The 19,813-nt window shown below is 72.9% G+C and carries 14 protein-coding genes; 6 read left to right on the forward strand and 8 right to left on the reverse strand.

What is annotated here, in order from left to right; all coding sequences use genetic code 11:
- Positions 1 to 281 precede the first annotated feature (281 nt).
- The 5 genes from ACSTA4_RS15685 (at position 282) to ACSTA4_RS15705 (ending at position 7,887) form a co-directional block, all read left to right on the forward strand.
- Positions 282 to 3,884, forward strand: a complete 3,603-nt coding sequence (locus ACSTA4_RS15685; RefSeq protein ID WP_444959913.1) for a TM0106 family RecB-like putative nuclease — start codon at positions 282 to 284, stop codon at positions 3,882 to 3,884.
- A gap of 300 nt (positions 3,885 to 4,184) precedes the next feature.
- Complete coding sequence (locus tag ACSTA4_RS15690) at positions 4,185 to 4,505, forward strand: hypothetical protein (protein ID WP_212639747.1); 321 nt, start codon at positions 4,185 to 4,187, stop codon at positions 4,503 to 4,505.
- Between the two features lie 56 nt (positions 4,506 to 4,561).
- Positions 4,562 to 5,059 (forward strand): hypothetical protein, encoded by a 498-nt coding sequence (locus tag ACSTA4_RS15695; RefSeq protein WP_444959914.1) that lies wholly within the window; start codon positions 4,562 to 4,564, stop codon positions 5,057 to 5,059.
- A gap of 79 nt (positions 5,060 to 5,138) precedes the next feature.
- A complete protein-coding gene (locus tag ACSTA4_RS15700; RefSeq protein WP_444959915.1) occupies positions 5,139 to 6,380 on the forward strand; it encodes a tyrosine-type recombinase/integrase in 1,242 nt (413 codons plus the stop codon).
- A 133-nt stretch (positions 6,381 to 6,513) separates the two neighbouring features.
- Positions 6,514 to 7,887: a hypothetical protein gene (locus ACSTA4_RS15705; RefSeq protein ID WP_444959916.1), complete on the forward strand. Its 1,374-nt coding sequence runs from the start codon at positions 6,514 to 6,516 to the stop codon at positions 7,885 to 7,887.
- A 73-nt stretch (positions 7,888 to 7,960) separates the two neighbouring features.
- On the opposite strand, the gene ACSTA4_RS15710 is transcribed toward ACSTA4_RS15705, so the two are convergent.
- Complete coding sequence (locus tag ACSTA4_RS15710) at positions 7,961 to 8,479, reverse strand: hypothetical protein (RefSeq protein ID WP_444959917.1); 519 nt, start codon at positions 8,477 to 8,479, stop codon at positions 7,961 to 7,963.
- A gap of 238 nt (positions 8,480 to 8,717) precedes the next feature.
- On the reverse strand, positions 8,718 to 10,103 hold the full coding sequence (locus ACSTA4_RS15715; protein WP_444964190.1) for an amino acid permease: 1,386 nt from the start codon (positions 10,101 to 10,103) through the stop codon (positions 8,718 to 8,720).
- A 336-nt stretch (positions 10,104 to 10,439) separates the two neighbouring features.
- Here ACSTA4_RS15715 and ACSTA4_RS15720 point away from each other — a divergent pair, with 336 nt between their 5' ends.
- Positions 10,440 to 11,150: a class I SAM-dependent methyltransferase gene (locus tag ACSTA4_RS15720; protein ID WP_444959918.1), complete on the forward strand. Its 711-nt coding sequence runs from the start codon at positions 10,440 to 10,442 to the stop codon at positions 11,148 to 11,150.
- 57 nt (positions 11,151 to 11,207) lie between these two features.
- On the opposite strand, the gene ACSTA4_RS15725 is transcribed toward ACSTA4_RS15720, so the two are convergent.
- The 6 genes from ACSTA4_RS15725 to ACSTA4_RS15750 all read right to left on the reverse strand — a co-directional run bounded on the left by ACSTA4_RS15725 (position 11,208) and on the right by ACSTA4_RS15750 (position 19,713).
- Positions 11,208 to 11,954, reverse strand: coding sequence for an alpha/beta fold hydrolase (locus ACSTA4_RS15725; RefSeq protein ID WP_444959919.1), 747 nt, complete (start codon positions 11,952 to 11,954; stop codon positions 11,208 to 11,210).
- Between the two features lie 12 nt (positions 11,955 to 11,966).
- Positions 11,967 to 12,785, reverse strand: a complete 819-nt coding sequence (locus tag ACSTA4_RS15730; RefSeq protein WP_444959920.1) for an exodeoxyribonuclease III — start codon at positions 12,783 to 12,785, stop codon at positions 11,967 to 11,969.
- Between the two features lie 25 nt (positions 12,786 to 12,810).
- Positions 12,811 to 13,800: a tyrosine-type recombinase/integrase gene (locus ACSTA4_RS15735; RefSeq protein ID WP_274973272.1), complete on the reverse strand. Its 990-nt coding sequence runs from the start codon at positions 13,798 to 13,800 to the stop codon at positions 12,811 to 12,813.
- A 291-nt stretch (positions 13,801 to 14,091) separates the two neighbouring features.
- The gene (locus ACSTA4_RS15740) at positions 14,092 to 15,168 is read right to left on the reverse strand and encodes an acetate/propionate family kinase (protein WP_444959921.1); all 1,077 of its coding nucleotides are present in this window, start codon (positions 15,166 to 15,168) and stop codon (positions 14,092 to 14,094) included.
- Positions 15,168 to 17,516 carry a phosphoketolase family protein gene (locus tag ACSTA4_RS15745; RefSeq protein ID WP_444959922.1) on the reverse strand — a complete coding sequence of 783 codons (2,349 nt, stop codon included), beginning with the start codon at positions 17,514 to 17,516 and terminating at the stop codon, positions 15,168 to 15,170. Before ACSTA4_RS15745 ends, ACSTA4_RS15740 begins: the two co-directional genes overlap by 1 nt.
- A gap of 1,168 nt (positions 17,517 to 18,684) precedes the next feature.
- Positions 18,685 to 19,713: an acyltransferase domain-containing protein gene (locus ACSTA4_RS15750; RefSeq protein WP_444959923.1), complete on the reverse strand. Its 1,029-nt coding sequence runs from the start codon at positions 19,711 to 19,713 to the stop codon at positions 18,685 to 18,687.
- Between the last annotated feature and the right edge of the window lie 100 nt (positions 19,714 to 19,813).

Raw genomic sequence — 19,813 nt, forward strand, 5'->3', positions numbered from 1 at the left:
GCGCCGCGGCGGCCCCTGGACGGGCCGCCGCGGCGTCGGCGTTCGCGGCCACGGCCGCCGGGGCGAAGGCGAGCGACCGGCCCCGGTTCGCGGTGCGCGGGTCGGCGACCGCCCGACACGACGCACGCTCCCGGAGCGGGCACCCGCCGCGGGCCCGCCCGCACCCGGCGGCGGCCGAGCACACCGCCGCCGCATCCGCCGCGCGTGTGAGCCCCCACACGTCACCGCTTCATGGCACAATCCCCAGCACCCACACCAACACCACACAGGGGAGCAGGGGCGTGTTCCGCACCACCACCGGCTGGGTCGTCTCACCCACCGACCTCGTCGACACCCTGGAGTGCGACCACCGCAGCGCCCTGAAGACCGCCCTGGCCGCCCGCGTCGAAGGCGCACCCGCCCCCGCCGACATCGACCCGCTCGTGGCCCAGCACGGCCTGGCCCACGAACAGGCCGAACTCGAACGCCTCAGCGCCCTGGTCGAGGTCGCCCGCATGCCCGACCCCCGCCCCGATGACGCCTCCCTGGCCGCGGCCGCCCAGGCCACCGCCGACGCCATGGCCGCCGGAGTCCCCGTCATCTACCAGGGCAGCTTCCACCACCGCCTCACCGAACCCGACCCCGACGGGCGCACGGTGTCCTTCCACGGCCGCGCCGACTTCCTCATCCGCTCCGACCTAGACCCCGCCACCGGCCGCACCCGCACCCCCGCCCCCGCCCCCGAAAACTGGACCTACGAACCCTGGGACACCAAGCTCACCCGCCGCCCCGGCCCCGGCGCCGTCGTCCAGCTCGCCGCCTACGCCCACGCCGTCAGCGTCGCCACCGGCCACACCCCCCAGCACATGCACCTGCTCACCGGCGACAACCACACCCACACCCTGCCCACCGCCGACTTCACCCCCATCCTGAGCACCGTCACCACCCGACTGCTCACCCTCCTGGCCAGCGAACCCACCCTGCCCGCCCCCACCTGGGGCCAGCCCCGCCCCGCCTGCGAGGGCTGCGGCTACCAGGCCTGGTGCTCCCAAGGGCGCACCGCCGCCCGCCACCTGTCCCTGGTCGCCGGACTGCGCACCGACCAGGCCGCCAAACTCACCGACTCCGGCCTGGACACCATCGACGCCCTCGCCCGGGCCGACGACGACCAGCGCCCCGCCACCCTGCCCCGCCGCTCCTTCGACCAACTGCGCGCCCAGGCCGCCCTCCAGGTCCGCCAGGACCGCACCCGCACCCCCGACAACCCCCAGGGCACCGTCACCGCCGAAGTCTTCGCCCCCGACGGCCTGGCCAGCCTGCCCGCCCCCAGCCCCGGCGACGTCTTCTTCGACATGGAGGGCTACCCCTACCACTCCCGCGAGGGAGAACGCGGCCTGGAGTACCTCTTCGGCGCCACCACCGAGGACGCCCACGGCGCCGAGACCTTCCACGCCTTCTGGGCCCACGACCGCGCCCAGGAGAAGAAGGCCCTGGAGGACTTCGTCGACTTCGCCACCGCCCGCGTGGACGCCGACCCCGGCGCCCACGTCTACCACTACGCCTCCTACGAGGTGGACCGCCTCAAACACCTGAGCTCGGAGTTCGCCACCCGCGAGGAGGAGGTCAACCGGCTCCTGCGCGAGAACCGCCTGGTGGACCTGTACACCGTCGTGCGCAAGAGCCTGCGCGTGTCCCAGCGCTCCTACTCCATCAAGTACCTCGAACCCCTCTACCTGCCCGCCGCCCGCTCCGGCGGCGTCACCACCGCCACCTCCAGCATCGACGCCTACGCCGCCTACCTGGCCGCCACCGAGGCCGACGACCACGACCGGGCCGCGCGGGTCCTGGCCGACATCGCCGCCTACAACCGCGACGACTGCCACTCCACCGCGCGCCTGCGCGACTGGCTGGAGGACCACCGCACCCACCAGGGCATCACCGACCGCCCCCTGGTCCAGCTCGAACTCACCGAGGCCGAGGCCGAACGCGCCCGCAAACGCCAGGAGAAGGCCGCCCGCCACGCCGCCCTCACCGAGCCCCTCCTCGACCAGGTCCCCGACCAGGCCCAGGACCGCGAACCCGACCACCACACCCGCGCCCGACTGGCCGCCCTGGTCGGCTACTACCAGCGCGAGAACCTGCCCCCCTGGCGCGAGCACTACCGGCGCACCAGCGCCCCCCTGACCGACCTGGAGTCCGACACCGACTGCGCCGTGCCCTGGCAGGTGCGCACGGGGGAGTGGATCGAACCCACCGGCCGCCAGCGCAAGTCCCGCCGCGAACTCTCCCTGCGCCTGGACACCGCCCACCCCCACCCCTTCACCTCCGGCCAGGACGTGCACCTGCTCTACCCCGGCGCCCCCGGCCAGCCCGCCACCACCACCCAGGCCAAGGTCGCCGAGGCCGACGCCGACACCCTGGCCATCACCGAGACCTGCGACCCCGACTCCACCTACTCCCGGCCCCCCGTCGCCGTCCTGCCCGGCTCCCCGGTCAACCCCGCCCCCAAGGACGGCGCCCTGGAGACGGTGGCCCGCACCGCCCTGGACACCCTGCCCCAGTGGCCCCACCACCCCGGCCTGGACGTGCTGCGCCGCATCCCGCCGCGCCTGAGCACCCCCGGCCCGCTGCCCGACCCCGCCGACCACGACGGCGACCTCATCCACGCCACCATCGCCGCCGTGGACCGCCTGGAGGGCTCCTACCTCGCCGTGCAGGGCCCGCCCGGCGCGGGCAAGACCTACCTGGCCGCCCAGCTCATCACCCACCTGGCCCGCCAGGGCAGGAGCGTGGGCGTGTGCTCCACCGGCCACAAGGCCGTGGAGAACGTCATGACCGCCGCCCTGCGCGCCGCCGAGGCCGCCGGGGTGGAGGTGGCCGCCGCCAAACGCGCCAAGGGACGCGGCAAGGACACCGACCAGGACCTGCCCTGGGAACAGCCCTCCAGCCCCCAGGCCCTGGCCAGCTGGCGCGACAAGCACACCGCCCAGGGCCACCCCGTCCTCATCGGCGGCACCGCCTGGGCCATGTCCAACGCCGCCATGCTCGCCGACCCCCTGGACGTGCTCATCATCGACGAGGCCGGACAGTTCGCCCTGGCCGACACCCTCGCCGTCTCCGCCGCCGCCCGCAACCTCGTCCTGCTGGGCGACCCCCAACAGCTGCCCCAGGTCGTCCAGGGCACCCACGGCGAAGGCGCCGACGCCTCCGCCCTGCAACACCTCATGGCCGGACGCCAGATCATCGACCCCTCACGCGGCTACTTCCTCGACCAGACCCGCCGCATGCACCCGGACGTGTGCGCCACCGTCTCCGCCCTGTCCTACCAGGGCCGCCTGCACGCCCACCCCAGCACCGCCGACCGCTCCCTGGCCACCCTGGCACCGGGCGTGTACACCCTGCCCACCCCCCACCAGGGCCGCACCACCCACAGCCCAGAGGAGGTCCAGGCAGTGGTGGAGGTGGCCACCCACCTGGTCACCGACAAGGTCACCGACGCCGCCGAGGCGCACCCGCGCCCCCTGACCGGCCACGACATCCTCGTGGTGGCCCCCTACAACCTCCAGGTGCGCGCCCTGCGCCGCGCCCTGGCCCGCGCCGCCGACGACCACCCCGCCCTGGAGGGGGTGCGCGTGGGCACCGTGGACAAGTTCCAGGGCCAGGAGGCCGCCGCCGTCATCTGCTCGATGACCACCTCCAACGCCGCCGAGGCCAGCCGCGGCACCGCCTTCGTCCTGGACCGCAACCGCCTCAACGTGGCCCTGTCGCGCGCCCAGCTGGTCGCGGCGGTGGTCTTCTCACCCGACCTGCTCACCACCGCCCCGCGCAGCATCGACGAACTGCGCCTGCTCTCCTCCTTCACCCGCCTGACCGAGGGCGCCCGCCCCTGGCCCGCCGCGCGCTGACGCGCCCGGCGCTGCGACCGCGCTCACCCCCGACCGGCGGCCCCGCCCACACACCCGCCCACCCCCAGGTCAGGCCCGGTGCGGCGGCGGGGACGACGCCGCACCGGCCTCCACCGCGCGGTTTCGGACACCTCGCGGGTGGAGTACGTTTTACACAGCAACGCACGCGCCCCGGGCCTCACAGGCCAGGGGCGGTGCCCTGCGTCTTCTGACGGCAAGAACCACCACCCGCACCCCGGTGCGGGCGTGCCCCCGCCCGCCCTGGACCGCCACCCGTTCCCGAAAGGCACCACGGCCCCCGTGTCTGACCGTCCCTCCGCCCCCGGCAACGGCCGCAACACCCGCCACCCCACCGGCATCCGCGTCGTCATCGCCCTGTTGGCCCTGATGTGCCTGGTGCTGGGGCCGGCCGGCTACCTCCGGGGACTCAGCGTCCAGGCCCACGCCGGCTCCGCGGCCGAGTGGTTCACCCTGGCCTTCGGCGCCGCCGTGGGCATCCCCCTGCTGGCCGCCGCCGTGGCCACCGTCGCCGGGGACCGCAGGGCCGCCCTGTGGTCGCTGGCCCTGCTGGTCTGGCCGGTGGTCTTCGTCGTGGCCATCCACCTGGCCCAGGCGCTGTGAACCCCGCCCCTGCGGCGGGGCCCGGCCCCCGCCCGAACCGGCGGTAGGCTACCCACGTGTCACCCAAGAAACGCAAGCGTCGCAAGGCCCAGCGCCCCGACACCGCCCCGCACCAGCAGGAGAGCGCCGCGGAGCCCGGCCCGCTCCCGCCCGCGGCGAGCGTCAGCCGCACCCCGGTGGTCGTCGCCGACCCGCCCGACCGCAGGATCACCGCCCTGTGGGTGGTGCTGACCCTGGTGTGGCTGCTGGGCACCCCGCTGGCCCTGGCCAACCTGCTGTTCGTGTTCATGGACCTGCAGGAATCGGTCCTCCACGCCGCCCCCGACGCCCCGGTGCCCCCCGAGAGCCTGGACCCGGTCGGCAACGCCCTGGTCTGGGTCCTGGCCCTGGCCCTGGCCGTCCCGGCGGCCTCGGCCGTGGCCGCCCTGGTCCTGCGGCGCAGGATCGCCGCGATCGGGTTCACCGCGGCCCTGGTCGTCTCGGCCCTGCCCCTGCTGTGGGTCATGCCCCCGGCCGAACTGTGGGACGCCCTGACCACCCACCTGTTCGGCTGACACCCCGCCCCGACCGCTCCGCCGCCCCCGGGCGCCCGCGCCGCCTCACGCCTTCGCACGGGCCCCTGGGCCATCATGGATGACCGTGAACACACCCCAGCCCACCCCCGACCCCGAACCCGCCCACGAGATCGCCCTGCCCGGGGCCGTGCGCGCCCGCCTGGAGCAGGCCACCCCCAGCGTCCTGGTCGACACCCGCGCCCTGGCCCGGGTGCGCGAGCGCTTCGACACCGAACAGGCCCAGACCCTGGGCCGCTACCTGGCCAGCGCCCAGTCGCCCAACACCCTGCGCGCCTACCGCGCCGACTGGACCTCCTTCACCGCCTGGTGCCTGGCCCAGGAACGCCAGTCCCTGCCCGCCGACCCGGTGGACGTGGCCGTGTACCTGGCCGCCTGCGCCCAGGAGCGCACCCCCGACGACACCGGCTGGGCCCTGGCCCCCTCCAGCATCGAACGGCGCGCCGCCGCCATCGCCGCCGTGCACGGCGCCCACGGCCTGGAATCGCCCACCCGCGCCGAGGTCGTGCGCATGACCCTGCGCGGCATCCGCCGCACCCGCCGGGCCCGCCCGCGCCGCAAGGAACCGGTCGTCCTGCCCGTCCTGGAGGCGCTGCTGTCGGTGCGCCCGGGCCCCGAACACCCCCACGGGGTGGCCCGCAGACGCGACACCCTGCTGCTGCTGACCGGGTTCGGCGGAGCCCTGCGCCGCAGCGAACTGGCCGCGCTCACCTTCGACGACCTGACCCTGCACACCGACCCCGCCACCGGCGCCCCCGCCCTGGTGGTGGCGCTGGGCGCGACCAAGACCGACCAGGAGGGCCGCCACGGCCACAGGGTCGCCCTGCCCCGGGGCAGGCACCGCCAGACCTGCCCGGTGTGCGCCTACGCCGACTGGGCCGCCCTGGTCCAGGCCCACCGCGCGGGCGGTGAGGAGGCGGTGGCCGCCCTGCTGGAGCACCCCCGCCCCGAGGGGGCCCTGGCCCACCTGTGCCAGGGCTGGCCGGGCACGGACCTGGCCGACGGCTCCGAGCGCCCCCTGCTGCCCACCGTGGACCGCCACGGCCACCTCGGGTCGCGCCCGATGTCGGGCCGGGCCGTGGGGGAGCTGGTCAAACGCTACGCCCGCCGCGCCGGGCTGGACCCCGACGACTTCGGCGGGCACTCCCTGCGGGCGGGGTTCGCCACCCAGGCCGCGCTGGGCGGGGCCAGCGACCGCGAGATCATGCGCCAGGGCCGCTGGACCAACCCGCGCACGGTCCACGACTACATCCGCACCGCCAACCCCTTGGAGGACAACGCCGTCACCCGGCTGGGCCTGTGACCCCGCACCCTGTGGCCCCTTGGGCATCTCAGCTTGCCAACAAACACACCAGTAGTACTCGAAATCACCAGTTAAAGTGCGATCCTTCCCTGATGAGACATTAGGTTGGTTCCGTGAGAAAGGGGACGGGCCCATGGTCGACGAGTTTCGCGCGGCGTTCCAAGAACTGATCGACGCCTCCGTCGCCACCGACCCCCAACACTTCCCCCCAGCCGTCCACAAGGTCTACGTGCTGGCCTCCCAGATCCCCGCCTCCGAACGCGAACTCGCCCTGGAGGCCCTGGCCCCCCTGCTCTCGGGAGACCACGCCGCCCCCGGCATCATCGCCGACCTGTCCCTGGTCGCCGGAGCCCTGGTCGAGATGGGCACCGACCCCGGCCCCACCGGCGTCGAGGTCCTGCGCCGCCTGCGCACCATGGGCCGGGGCGCCATCGTCTTCGTCCGCGCCTGGGAACGCACCGGCACCGACGCCCCACCCGACCCCGACGCCGTCACCGCCGACGCCGAGGCCCGCGTGACCGCCGACCTGGGCAACGATGCCCCCGGCGCCACCATGTGCTGGTGGACCATCCGCCGCCACGGCCTGGCCACCAGGACCATGCTCAGCGAGGCCCCGGTCCGCGCCCACATGCGCCGCGACCCCGCCCTGCACGCCGAACTCCTGGCCATCGCCAACCAACTCTCCGACCTGCTCACCGAGTTCGGCCAGGTCCGCGACCTGCTGCGCATGGCCGAGACCACCGGCACCCTGGTCCTGGACCGCGCCTCCCAACGCGCCTTCCGCGTCCGCTTCGAGGGCGTGGGCGACAACGCCCAGCTGCACACCCTGCTCGCCGACGCCCTCATCGGCCCCCACCGCCAGGGCCTGCCCGGCGACCCGCCCGACCCGCGCTGGGTCGCCGCCTTCCGCGACAGCGCCCCCGACCCCGCCGCCCAGACCGTGCGCGGCTGGTGGAACCTGGTCGCCCACGACGGCACCTGGGTGTGGAACGAGGGCCTGCCCGCCGAGATCCCCACCCTGGAGGGCGAACACCTGCTGGTCCTGGACGAGCAGCCCTACCCCCGCTCCTGGAACGCCGCCAGGCGCCACCCCCAGGTACGCGGCTGGCTGGAGGTGGAGGCCGAACTGCCTCCCGAGGAGGCGGCGCTGTGGTGGAAGCGCGTCGCCCCGGCAGAACCGGCCATCCCCAGCGCCGACGAGGACCAGCACCCGCCGCTGCCCGAACCGGTCGTGCTCGGCACCGAGGAGGCCGAACCCCTGCGCGTGCGCGGCTTCCTGCCCGAGGAACCCCCCGCCCCCGAACCGGCGGCCCCACCGGAGACGCGGAGCGCACCCCGCCCCGAACCCGCCCAACCCGCCCCCGCGCAGCCCTCCGCCCATCCGCAGCGGCCCGAACCGCCCCGCGCCCCCCGGACCCCCGCCGAACCCACCGGCGGCAACGGCATCCTGCCGCCCCTGCCGCCCGGGGTGTCCAACAGCTCGGGCTGGGGGCCCGCCTGGCGCTGACGGCCCGCGCCGCGCCTCACCCGACCCGACACCGCCGCCCGGGACCCCGCAAGGGGCCCCGGGCCGCCTCGCCTCAGGCCCGGTGCCGGGGGGTGTGGGGCACCGACTCGGTCGCACTCCGCGTGCGCCGGGGGTCCCGCTCGTCCTCGTACAGACCCTCGAAGTACTCCTCCTCGCCGGGCCCCTCATCGTCCTCACGGCGCCAGCGCTGCCCCACGAACACCGGGGCCGCCAGCACCACCACCAAGGGCACGAACACCCCCAGCGGCAACAGCACGAGAGCGCCCTCGGTCCCGGGCAGCTGCGGCAACCGCTCCAGCAGGTACATCCGCCACACCGACAGAGCGCTCAGCGAACCCACCGCCAGCGCCGCACCCAGGGGCAGCATCGGCGTCAGCCGCGGCGGCACCGCCACCATCGCCACCAACAGCCCCGCACCCACCAACCCGGCCACCGCCAGGGGACCCGAGCCCTGCAGGGCGCCCAGACCGACCGCGTACAGGCCGCGCAGGTGGGTGAACGCCCACCCCGCCAGCAAAACCAGCAACGGACCCAGGATCAGACCGGACAGCAAGCCGACGAAGTGACGCACGGGGGTGCTCCTCTCAGAGGTTGCGCAGCACCCTAGCGACAAAAACCAGAAACGGCATCACATCACCTCAAGACGGGCACCCGGTCCGGGGGAGGGAACCGTATCCACGGCAACGGAGCCCCGCCCCCACCGGGAGCGGAGCCCCGCCACACCCGCCGCGTCACGACGACCACCGACCGGGGGACACCACCGCCCCCCCGCCCGCACACCGTCCCCCCGGGGCGCGGCACACCCCGCGCTAGTCGGCGCCCGGACGACGGCGCAGCGCCTCCGCGTCGGGCCGGTCCGGCACCGCCAGCACCCGGTCCGTGGGCGGCGTACGCCCCCACCGGCGCCGGAACTCATAGGCCACCAGCGCCACCACCACCGACCCCACCGACGCCAACAGCGCCTGACGCTGGTCGGGGATGACCACCATCGCCACGAAGATCGTCACCAGACCCCCCAACACCACCCACGTCAGGTACGGAAACGCCCACATCCGCAGGGTCAGCCGCTGCGGCTCACGCCGGCGCACCCGCGCCCCCACCACCAACTGCGAGGCGCAGATGGTCAGGAACAGCACCAGCAGGATCGCGCCGATCGAGGCCACCAGGAACGGGAACACCCGATCGGGCCACAGGTAGTCGGCCACCGCCGCCCCGTACCCCACCACGGTGCCGAGCAGGATCGCCCGCACCGGCACACCCCGCCGGTTGGTGCCGCGCAGCACCCGCGGGGCGTCCCCCTGCCGGGTCAGCGTGAACAGCATCCGCGAGGAGGTGTACATCGCCGCGTTCAACACGCTCAGCACCGCGATGAGGACCACGATCTCCATGATCAGCGCCGCCCCGGGCACACCCACGTGCTCCATCACCGCCACGAACGGGCTGCGACCCGGATCCACGCTGTTCCACGGCAGCACCATCACCACGACCAGGATCGAGGCCACGTAGAACAGCCCGATCCGCCAGAGCACGTTGGTCACCGCCGAGGCCACACCGCGCTCGGGCTCGGAGCTCTCACCCGCGGCCACGGTGATGATCTCCACCCCGCCGAAGGCGAACAGCACCACCACCGTGGCCGCCAGCACCGCCACCCACCCGTTGGGCGCCACCCCGCCGTGCTCCCACAGGTTGGCCACACTGGAGCCGCCCGCACCGCTCCACAGCCCCAGCGCCCACAGGCCGCCGATCAACAGGAACGCCACGATCGTGGCCACCTTGACCAACGAGAAGAACGACTCGGTCTCGGCGAACACACGCACCGAGACCAGGTTGGCCACCGTCATCGACAACAGCACCAGCAACGCCAGCGCCCACCCGGGCACACCCGGCACCCACTGGCCCAGGATCGCCGCACCGGCCACCGACTCCGCGGCCACCAGCACCGCGTACATCCACCAGTACACCCACCCGATGGTGAAACCGGCCCGGGGACCGAAGGCCAGCCGGGCGTAGTCGGAGAAGGAGCCCCCGGCCGGAACCGCCACCACCATCTCGCCCAGGGCACGCAGGGTGAAGAACACCAGCGCACCCGCCAGGACGTAGGAGAGCACCGCCGCCGGGCCCGCCATCTGGATGACCGACCCGGAGCCGATGAAGAGTCCGGCGCCCACCGAACCGCCGATCGCGATCAGCGCCATGTGGCGGCGCCGGAGCGAGTGGGCCAGTCCGGCACCGGGGGTCTGCGTTTGGTTGGCCGCGCTCGGAGGCGGCGTCGCACTGCTTGTCACCTGGCCAACCTTAGGGAGCATCCCACCCCTTGGACAGTCCCGAACCCACCGAAAACAGCGGATGACCCCATCATGTGCAATATGTAACAAACCCCGACCGGCCATCACCCCCGCACGGGCCCGCCCAACGCGCACCGCGGCCCGACCCCGCACACGACGACACACCCACCCCCAGGTGAACACACGGCGACAACACTGCTACTTTCAGCAACCACACCGTGTCCGCGCCACACCCGGGGAAACCACATGCCCACCACCATCGACCTCGACCACATCCGCCACCTCTACCGCACCCACCGCGACGACCTGGCCCGCGTCCGCGACCAGATGCGCCACCACCACACCGCCGACCCCCGCCTGCGCCCCTGCACCGACGACATCGAAGCCGAGATCACCTACCTCCTCCTACGCGAGAACACCCCCGCCCACACCGTCCAGATCGGCACCGACCACGGCTGGTCCACCACCTGGATCCTGTCCGCCCTGCGCGACAACGGCACCGGCCACCTGCACTCCTTCGACACCCGCGACCACGCACCCCGCCACGTCCCCACCGACCTGGCCCACGACCGCTGGACCTTCACCCACGGCGACATCCGCACCAGCACCGCCCACCTGCCCCCACGCACCGACCACCTGCACATCAACGCCACCCACCAGGGCTGGTTCGCCCGCTGGTACCTGCACCACCTGCTGCCCACCCTGCCCCCGCACACCACCGTCACCGTCCACGACGTCTTCCGACGCCACTCCACCCCGCCCTTCACCGAAGGCGCCCACGTCATGGCCTGGCTCACCGTCCACACCACCGGCTTCTTCACCGCCTCCGCCGCCCGCGCACCCCACACCCACCGCGCCCTACGCGAACTCAAGGAAGAACTCGACCTGACCGCACCCCTGCACCCCGGCCACCACAACCCCGCCATCTACTTCCGCCTGCCAGCACCCACCCCCTGACACACCGAAGGGGGGCGAAGGCACACCAACCCCCGCCCCCCCGCAACAGCCGCGGCCTCAGCCCTCCCCGGACTCCAGCGCACGCCGCGCACGCTCACGCCCCGACACCACATCAGCCGCGTCCGCGACGATCCGCGAGAAATTCACCGGCTGGTCCAAACTCACCATGTGCCCCGCCCGCGGCACGTTCACCAACCGACCATCCGCACACGCGTCGAAGAAACGCTTCTCATGGATCCGGAAGTGGTCCCGCGCCCCGTTGATCAACCACACCGGACCCTCGTACGCCGACAACGCCGCCAACACGTCCATCTCCGAGACCGCGTCGATCACCGCCGTGGCCGCCTCCACCGCCAAACCACCCCCCAACACCGCCTCCGCCGCACCATCACGCAACGTCAACCGGTGGAACCGCTCATTGACCGCCGCACCCTTGTCCGGCAACCGATCCATCAACACCGCCGGAATCCGGTACACCTGCGCCAACAACTGCGCCGGCTTGGCCGTACACCCGGCCGCCACCAACCCCGCCACCCTCCCCGGAGCCGCGGCCGCCGTCGCGATCGAGACGAACCCGCCCAGGCTCAACCCCACCACCAGCGCCCGACCGCCCACACTGTCGACCGCGGCCAACACCGCGTCCACCGCACGCCCCAGCGAGAACTCCTCACCCCGACGCGACCCGTGCCCCGGAAGGTCGGGGACCACCACCGTGCGCCCCTCGCTCTCCAACAACTCCACCTGCGGGCGCCACATACTCCCCGACACCCGCAACCCGTGCACCAGAACGATCGGCACACCCATGACCGCCTCCTCCTACCGCACCCGGTAGCGCACCGTCACCGGAGCATGATCCGACCAACGCCCAGCGTGCTCAGCGGCACGCTCCACCCGCGCCTCCACCGCACGCCCCGCCAACCCCGGCGTGGCCACCTGAAGATCGATCCGCCACCCCGCGTCGTTGTCGAAGGCACGACCACGGTAGGACCACCACGTGTAGGGCCCCTCCTGATCCGGATGCAACGACCGCACCACGTCCACGAACCCCGCCTCACCCAGGACCCGCGACAACCACTCCCGCTCCTCGGGCAGGAACCCCGCGTTCTTGCGGTTGCCCCGCCAGTTCTTCAGATCCACCTCGGCATGGGCGATGTTCCAGTCCCCGCACACCACCAGCTCACGACCGCGCTCCTCCACCTCGGCCCGCCGCTTCACCAGATACGGCAGGAACGCCTCCATGAAGCGCTCCTTCTCCTCCTGGCGCTCGGTGCCCACCTCACCCGAGGGCAGGTACAGGCTCGCCACCGTCACCTCACCCAGGTCCACCTCCACATACCGGCCCGCGTCCTCGAACTCGGCATGCCCGAACCCCACCCGCACCTCGTCGGGCTCACGCCGCGAGTACACCGCGACCCCCGCACGCCCCCGCGCCGCCGCCGGAGCCAACACCACGTGCCACCCCTCAGGCGCCACCACACCCGCCGGCAGCTGCTCGGCCTCGGCCCGCGTCTCCTGAAGGCACACCACATCGGCGTCGGTGTCCGCCAACCACCCCACGAACCCCGGATCCTTCTTCGCCGCGGCCCGCAACCCGTTCACGTTCACCGATGACACAGTCAAGTAAGTCGTATCCACAGGCAAAGACTAGCCACACCCCGGCTCAACCGCCCCCGCCCTCGGCCACCAGACGCCGCAGCACCCCGTACGTACGGTTCGACGACGCCGCCTCCCGCTGCGCCCGCGCCGTCACCTCGATGTAGGCCTGCGACGACGCCACCGACGCGTGCCCCAGCAGATGCATGATCTCCGACACCGACGCCCCGTCCTCCGCCAACCGCGTCGCGAAGGTGTGCCGCAACGCGTGCACCAGCGTCCCCCGCGCCACCCTGTCGTGCACACCCGCGTGCTTGTAGCACTGCTGCACCAGGTACTGCAGCCCGCCCCGGCGCAACCCCTCACCCCGGTTGTCCACCAACAACGGATCCGACCCCCGCACCACCCCGAACCGCTCACGCCGCGAGACCAGATAGGCCTCCAACAACGCCTCCAACGGCACCTCGATCGGCAGGACCCGCTCACCCCCGCCCTTGCCCACCACCCGGATACGACGCTCACCCGAACGCCCGCCCACCGACTCCACCCGCAGCGACAACATCTCCGCCGACCGCATCCCCGTCAGCAGCGCCAACGCCAGCACCGCCAGATCCCGCTCCGGCCACGGATCACGCGCCTTGCGCGCACCCCGCGCCAACGCCTCCAACAACCGCTCCGGCGTGTCCTCACCCATCAACGGCTTGGGCCCCGAAGGACGCACCCGCGGCCGCGGCACCGCCGACATGGGGTTGCCCGCCACCACCCCCTCCGCCACCCAGAACCCGAAGAACCCGTTCCACGTCGACCACGCCCGCACCACACTGGAGGCCGCCCGCTCCCCGGCGAACTCCGCGAACGCCGCCCGCAGCACCCCCGCCTCCAGGTCCTGCCACCCCACCCGCTCGGGCTCCACACCCACCACCTGCGCCACACACCCCAACACCCCGCGCAGATCACGCCGGTAGGCGGCCACCGTGTGCGGGGAGGGCTTGGCCGCCCGACGCGCCACCAGGTACTGCTCCACAGCCTCGGCCACAGGCCCCGTCTGAGCACTCATACCCCCAGCATCCCCGATTCCGCGGGCGCTTCCACCGCCTCCCTCCACCGTGTTCGAACGTGTTCGACACCGGGCGGCGGGGGAGGGGGCCCCGACCATGACGGCACGGCCGCGCCCCGCCAGCAGAGGCCCACCCGTCGCGCTCCGGCCTCACGGGAGGACGCTCCCGCACGGAGGGGGAGCGGCGACCGGGGGAGTCCGCGCACGATCCAGGCCCACTGACCCCCAGTGACTAACCTGTCACCACATGCGTTCGGCGGGGCGTCCACCCCGGGAACGGGGGAGAGGCACTCACCCCCCGCCCAGCACCCGCCGCACCCCCGCCGCGATCTCCACGTCCTCACGCGAGGGCACCACCAACGTGCGCACCCGCGCACCCGCACCCGTCACCTCCGCCTCACCCTCCACAGCCGCATTCACCGCACCGTCCACACCCACCCCCAAGAAACCCAGCCCCCGCGCCACACGCTCACGCACCGGAGCCGCCGCCTCGCCCACACCACCGGTGAACACCAACGTGTCCACCCCGCCCAGCGCCGCCGCCATCGACGCCACACCCGCACACAACCGGTGCACGTACACCCCCAGCGCCAACCGCGCCCGCGCGTCGTCGCGCTCCAACACCTCACGCATGTCCTCGGTCCCCGCAAGCCCCAACAACCCCGACTCACGCTCCAACCCCCGCTGGACCTCCTCCACCGACAATCCGCCATGGCGCACCAACCACACCACCAACCCCGGATCCACACTCCCCGAACGCGTGGCCATCACCACCCCCTCCAACGGGGTGAACCCCATCGTGGTGTCCACACACCGGCCGCCCGACACCGCCGCCAACGACGCCCCCGACCCCAGATGCGCGCTCACCACACGCTCACCACCGGTCAACTCCGCCGCCCGCCGCGACACATAGGCGTGCGAGAGCCCGTGGAACCCGTACCGGCGCACCCCCCACTCCCGTCGCCACCGCTCGGGCACCGCGTACGCCGACGCCACCTCCGGCAGGTCGGCGTGGAAGGCGGTGTCGAAACACGCCACCGCCGCACACCCCGGCAACGCCCGCCCCACCGCCTCGATCGCCTCCAACGCCTTGGGCTGGTGCAGCGGCGCCAACGAACCCCACGCCCGCAACCGCTCCACCACCGAGGCGTCCAACCGCACCGGATCGACGAACTCACCGCCCCCGTGCACCACACGGTGACCCACCGCGTCCACCTCGGGCACACCCTCCAGCGCCCGGCTCAGCTCCTGCGGATCCCAGTGCCCCCCACGCGCCGCGAGCGACTCCGAGGCCAGCACCGCACCGTCACCGTCCACCACCCCCAGCTTCAGGCTGGAGGACCCCGCGTTGACCACCAGAACACGCATCAGTACCGCCACACCCACTCACGGATCTCCGCCGGATCCTCACCGAACTCCCGAGTGTGGGCCCGGTGCCGCAACCGCTCGTCCGCCATCCGCTGACGCACCTGCGCCGCTTGCTGACCCAACCCCGGAACCCGGTCGATCACGTCCATCACCAGATGGAACCGGTCCAGGTCGTTGAGCATCACCATGTCGAACGGCGTGGTCGTCGTGCCCCGCTCCCGGTATCCGCGCACGTGCAGGTTCGCGTGGCCCGCCCTGCGGTAGGTCAACCGGTGCACCAGCCACGGATACCCGTGGAAGGCGAAAACCACCGGCTTGTCCGTGGTGAACAGGGCGTCGTACTCGGCGTCGGGCAACCCGTGCGGGTGATCGCCGTCGGGCAGCAACCGCATCAGGTCCACCACGTTGACCATCCGGACCCGCACCTGCGGCAACCACCGGCGCACCAGGTCCGCCGCCGCCAACGCCTCCAACGTGGGCACGTCCCCCGCGCACGCCAGCACCACGTCCGGATCGGCCCCACCGTCGGTACTGGCCCACTCCCAGATCCCGATCCCGCGCGCACAGTGCGCCACCGCCTCCTCCATCGACAGGTACCCCAGCCCCGGCTGCTTGCCCGCCACCACCACGTTCACGTAGTCACTGGAGCGCAGGCAGTGGTCGGCCACCGACAACAGCGTGTTGGCGTCCGGCGGCAGGTACACCCGCACCACCTCCGCGGGCTTGTTGAGCACCACGTCCAGGAACCCCGGATCCTGGTGGGTGAACCCGTTGTGGTCCTGACGCCACACGTGCGAGGTCAACAGGTAGTTCAACGACGAGATCGGACGCCGCCACGGCAGGTCCCGGGACACCTTCAACCACTTCGCGTGCTGGTTGAACATCGAGTCCACGATGTGCACGAACGCCTCGTAACAGCCGAACAGCCCGTGCCGCCCGGTCAACAGGTACCCTTCCAACCACCCCTGGCACAGGTGCTCGCTGAGCACCTCCATCACCCGGCCGCCGGGCCCCAGGTGTTCGTCGGTCGCCAACCGCTCGGCCTGCCACTCCTTGTCCGAGGCCTCGAACACCGCGTCCAACCGGTTGGAGGCCGTCTCGTCCGGCCCCACCAACCGGAACGTCCGCGGATTGGCCCGGATCACGTCCCGCAGGAAACCGCCCAGCACCCGCGTCGCCTCACTGGTCTGGGTCCCGTTCCGGCCCACGTCCACCGCGTACCCGCGAAAGTCAGGCAACACCAGCTCCCGCCGCAGCACCCCGCCGTTGGCGTGCGGACTCGCACTCATCCGCCGTTCGCCCTCCGGCGCCTGTGCGCGCACCTCGGCCACCGGGGCACCCGACTCCTCGAACAGCTCCTCGGGCCGGTAGGAGCGCATCCACTCCTCCAACTGCCGCCGGTGCCCCTCGTCCGAACGCACCTGGCCCAACGGCACCTGGTGGGAACGCCACGTCCCCTCCACGGGCTCACCGTCCACCTCCACCGGCCCCGTCCACCCCTTGGGCGAACGCAGGATCACCACCGGCCACACCGCGCGCTCGCGCACACCCGTCACCCGCGCCCGGTGCTGGATACGCGCGATCTCCTCCAGCGCCTCGTCCACCGCCTCGGCCATCCGCCGGTGCATGTACTCCGGATCCTCACCACTGACCAGCAGCGGCCGGTACCCCAACCCCTCGAAGTAGGCCAGCAGGTCCCGCTCGGGGATCCGCGCCAGAACCGTGGGATTGGCGATCTTGTACCCGTTCAGGTGCAGGATCGGCAGCACCGCGCCGTCGTGCACCGGGTCCAGGAACGCGGTGCCGTGCCAGCTTCCCGCCAGCGGGCCCGTCTCGGCCTCACCGTCGCCCACCACGCACGCCACCACCAGGTCGGGGTTGTCGAAGGCCGCACCCTGGGCGTGCGCCAGCGAGTACCCCAGCTCCCCGCCCTCGTGGATCGACCCCGGCGTCTCGGGCGCCACGTGGCTGGGCACCCCGCCGGGGAAGGAGAACTGCCGGAACAGCCGCCGCATCCCCTCCGCGTCCTGGCTCACGTGCCGGTACACCTCGCTGTAGGTGCCCTCCAGCCAGGCGTTGGCCACCGCCGCCGGACCGCCGTGTCCGGGCCCCATCACGTACATCATCTCCAGGTCCCGATCACGGATCGCCCGGTTCAGGTGCGCGTAGCAGAAGTTCAGCCCCGGGGTGGTGCCCCAGTGCCCCAGCAGGCGCGGCTTGATGTGCTCGGGCCGCAGTTCCTCACGCAGCAACGGGTTGTCCAGCAGGTAGATCTGCCCGACCGACAGGTAGTTCGCGGCCCGCCAGTAGGCGTCCACGCCTCGCAGTTCGTCCTCTTGCAGGGCCATGCCTCGTCCTCCCGGGAGGGTGCCTTCGTTCGCGGAGGGGGAGCGGCGGGCCGGTGGACCGGGGGAGTCCGTACCCGACCCGACCACGCTAACCCTGTGTGCTCACCCGATCACGGTCGACGTGCCGCAGGGCCGTCCGGCCCGGGCGGGGAACCGCTGTTCGCCACGCCGCCCTCCTGCCCGGGGCGGGGGAGGGGAAACGCGGGGCGCCGCCGGGCTCGAAGGGTCGGACGGGGGAGGAGGGGAACGGGCGGGGTGGGATGAGCGCACACGGGCGAAGGAGCCCGGCGGGGCACGGGGCCCGCGGTCGAGCGTGGGGGGGAAGGGTCGGCGGTCGCCGGTGAGTGGCTCGGCGGCCGACCAGCCGCCACGAAACTTCGCATAGAAGTACAAAACCCTACAAAATCATGCATAACACGGTTTATGCATGAAACATGGAGGAATCGGGAGAGGGGCGCGTTCGCAGGGGACACCCCGCCGCCCACCAGCGCCTTCTTCCTGAGCCGACCTGCCGTACCGGGGCGTCGCGCCCCGTCCGGGCGACCGCCACGGCGGAAAGACGCCCGGGTCACGGGTGAACGCAGGTGAGGTCCCCGGAGTGCCCACACAGCGGCCCTGGCGCCGAGGCCGGTCCGGACGGGGCGAAGCAGTCAGCGCGTTCGAAGAGAGGGAGCGTCCGGCAGACTCGGTCCTGCGTCAGCCTTCAGGCCCGGGGCTCGGTCGTCACGGACTCCGGGCAGGCAGATGCTCCGGGGCTCCAGGCGTCCGGCCGCGCACGCGACGACCGTCGTGCGACGGCGTTCTCAGCGACCGGCGCGCACCGCCACCCGGCAGCTCGGCCGCCTAAGCACGCCGCCGGACGCCGGACGCCGGACGCGCCGACTGTCTCGGGCGCGCACGTCCCACAGGCCCGAGAACCCCTTCCCCGCAGGCTCTCCCATATCGCCGATAATGCACATTATGTAAAGTAGAGCCGGTTCGCCCCTCTCCCGCAGGGCCTCTCACACCCCCGGGGCCGAACGGCGCCTCCCAGCCGGACGAAGGCCTTTCCGCCCGCCCCGGCCGGGCCCGACGAACCCTCTCCCGCCGCCCCGCACTCCCGGCACCCGCCAGACCGCGTCCCCCCGGGGCCCACGCCGCCGAGCCCCGGGGAACCCGCACACGAGCCCTACCCGGGCAGACGCAACCACCCCGTGCGCACCTGCCACGCACCCCCCGCCTCCAGCCGCTCCACCACCGCACGCTCCAACCGCGTACGCCGCCCGGCCGCGGCCACGTCCACCACCGGCATCCCGAACACGAACCGGAACACGTCCGACTCCCCCGGCTGCCCGCGCCCCACCAGCGTGAACCGCCGCTGGAACCCCACGATGTTGGAACCCTCCCCCAACACCTCCTCCCACTGCGGGTCCAGCAACCACGACGTACACGTGGCCACCACCGGATCAAACCCCAGGTGCGCCCGCGCGAACCCCCGCGCCCGCCCCAGCGCGTCATCCACCGACGCCGGGTCCAGGCCCCCCGAAGGGATGTGCAACCGCAGCGCCAGGTCCCCGCGCCCCATACCCGGACCCAGCCGCGCCGCCTCCTGCTCGGCGTACCACTCCACACCGCCCTGGTCGGTCAGCACCCCCGGCTCCAACTGCAACCCGCCCACCCAGTACAGGCGCCCCCGGAACTGCGCCGCCACCCACGACGCCGTCTCCACGCTCAACCGGCCGAACATCCGCCGCGACCGCGCCACCTGCACGCCCACGTCGGCCAGCGTCGCCGCCGTCACCGCCGGGTCCACGCCCAGCTCCTCATGCGCCTCGAACTGCGCGGGCACCCGCGCCGCGAACGCCCACAGCGACGCCGCGCGCACCCGCGCGTCCTCGGCCTCCACCAGCGACGGCCAGTCCCGCCACTCCCCCAACGCCAGGTCCGCGTCCGCGCACAGGCGCCGGTACATGCACTCCACCAGGTACCACAGCTCCGGCGGCCACTCCCCCAGCTCAGAGCCCGAACCCGGCCAGAGCGCCGCCACCTCGGCCCGGTCCACCGCCTCCAGCGCGAACAGGTCCAACACCCGCTCCGCCTCAGCACCCACCGGAACCTCCAGAGCCCTCAACGGCTCCGGCAGCCGCTCCGCCTTCTCCAGCCACAGGCGCACATCCGCACCCAGACCGAAACGTTCCACCACCGCGACGCTATCCATCCCCACATCATGTCCCAGCGCCCACGCGGCGCGCGAGTGAGGCCAGCCTCACAGGTGGGCATAGTGTTGACGTAACCCGCGAAAGCCCCACACCAACCGA

The organism is Nocardiopsis sp. M1B1, assembly GCF_052466615.1.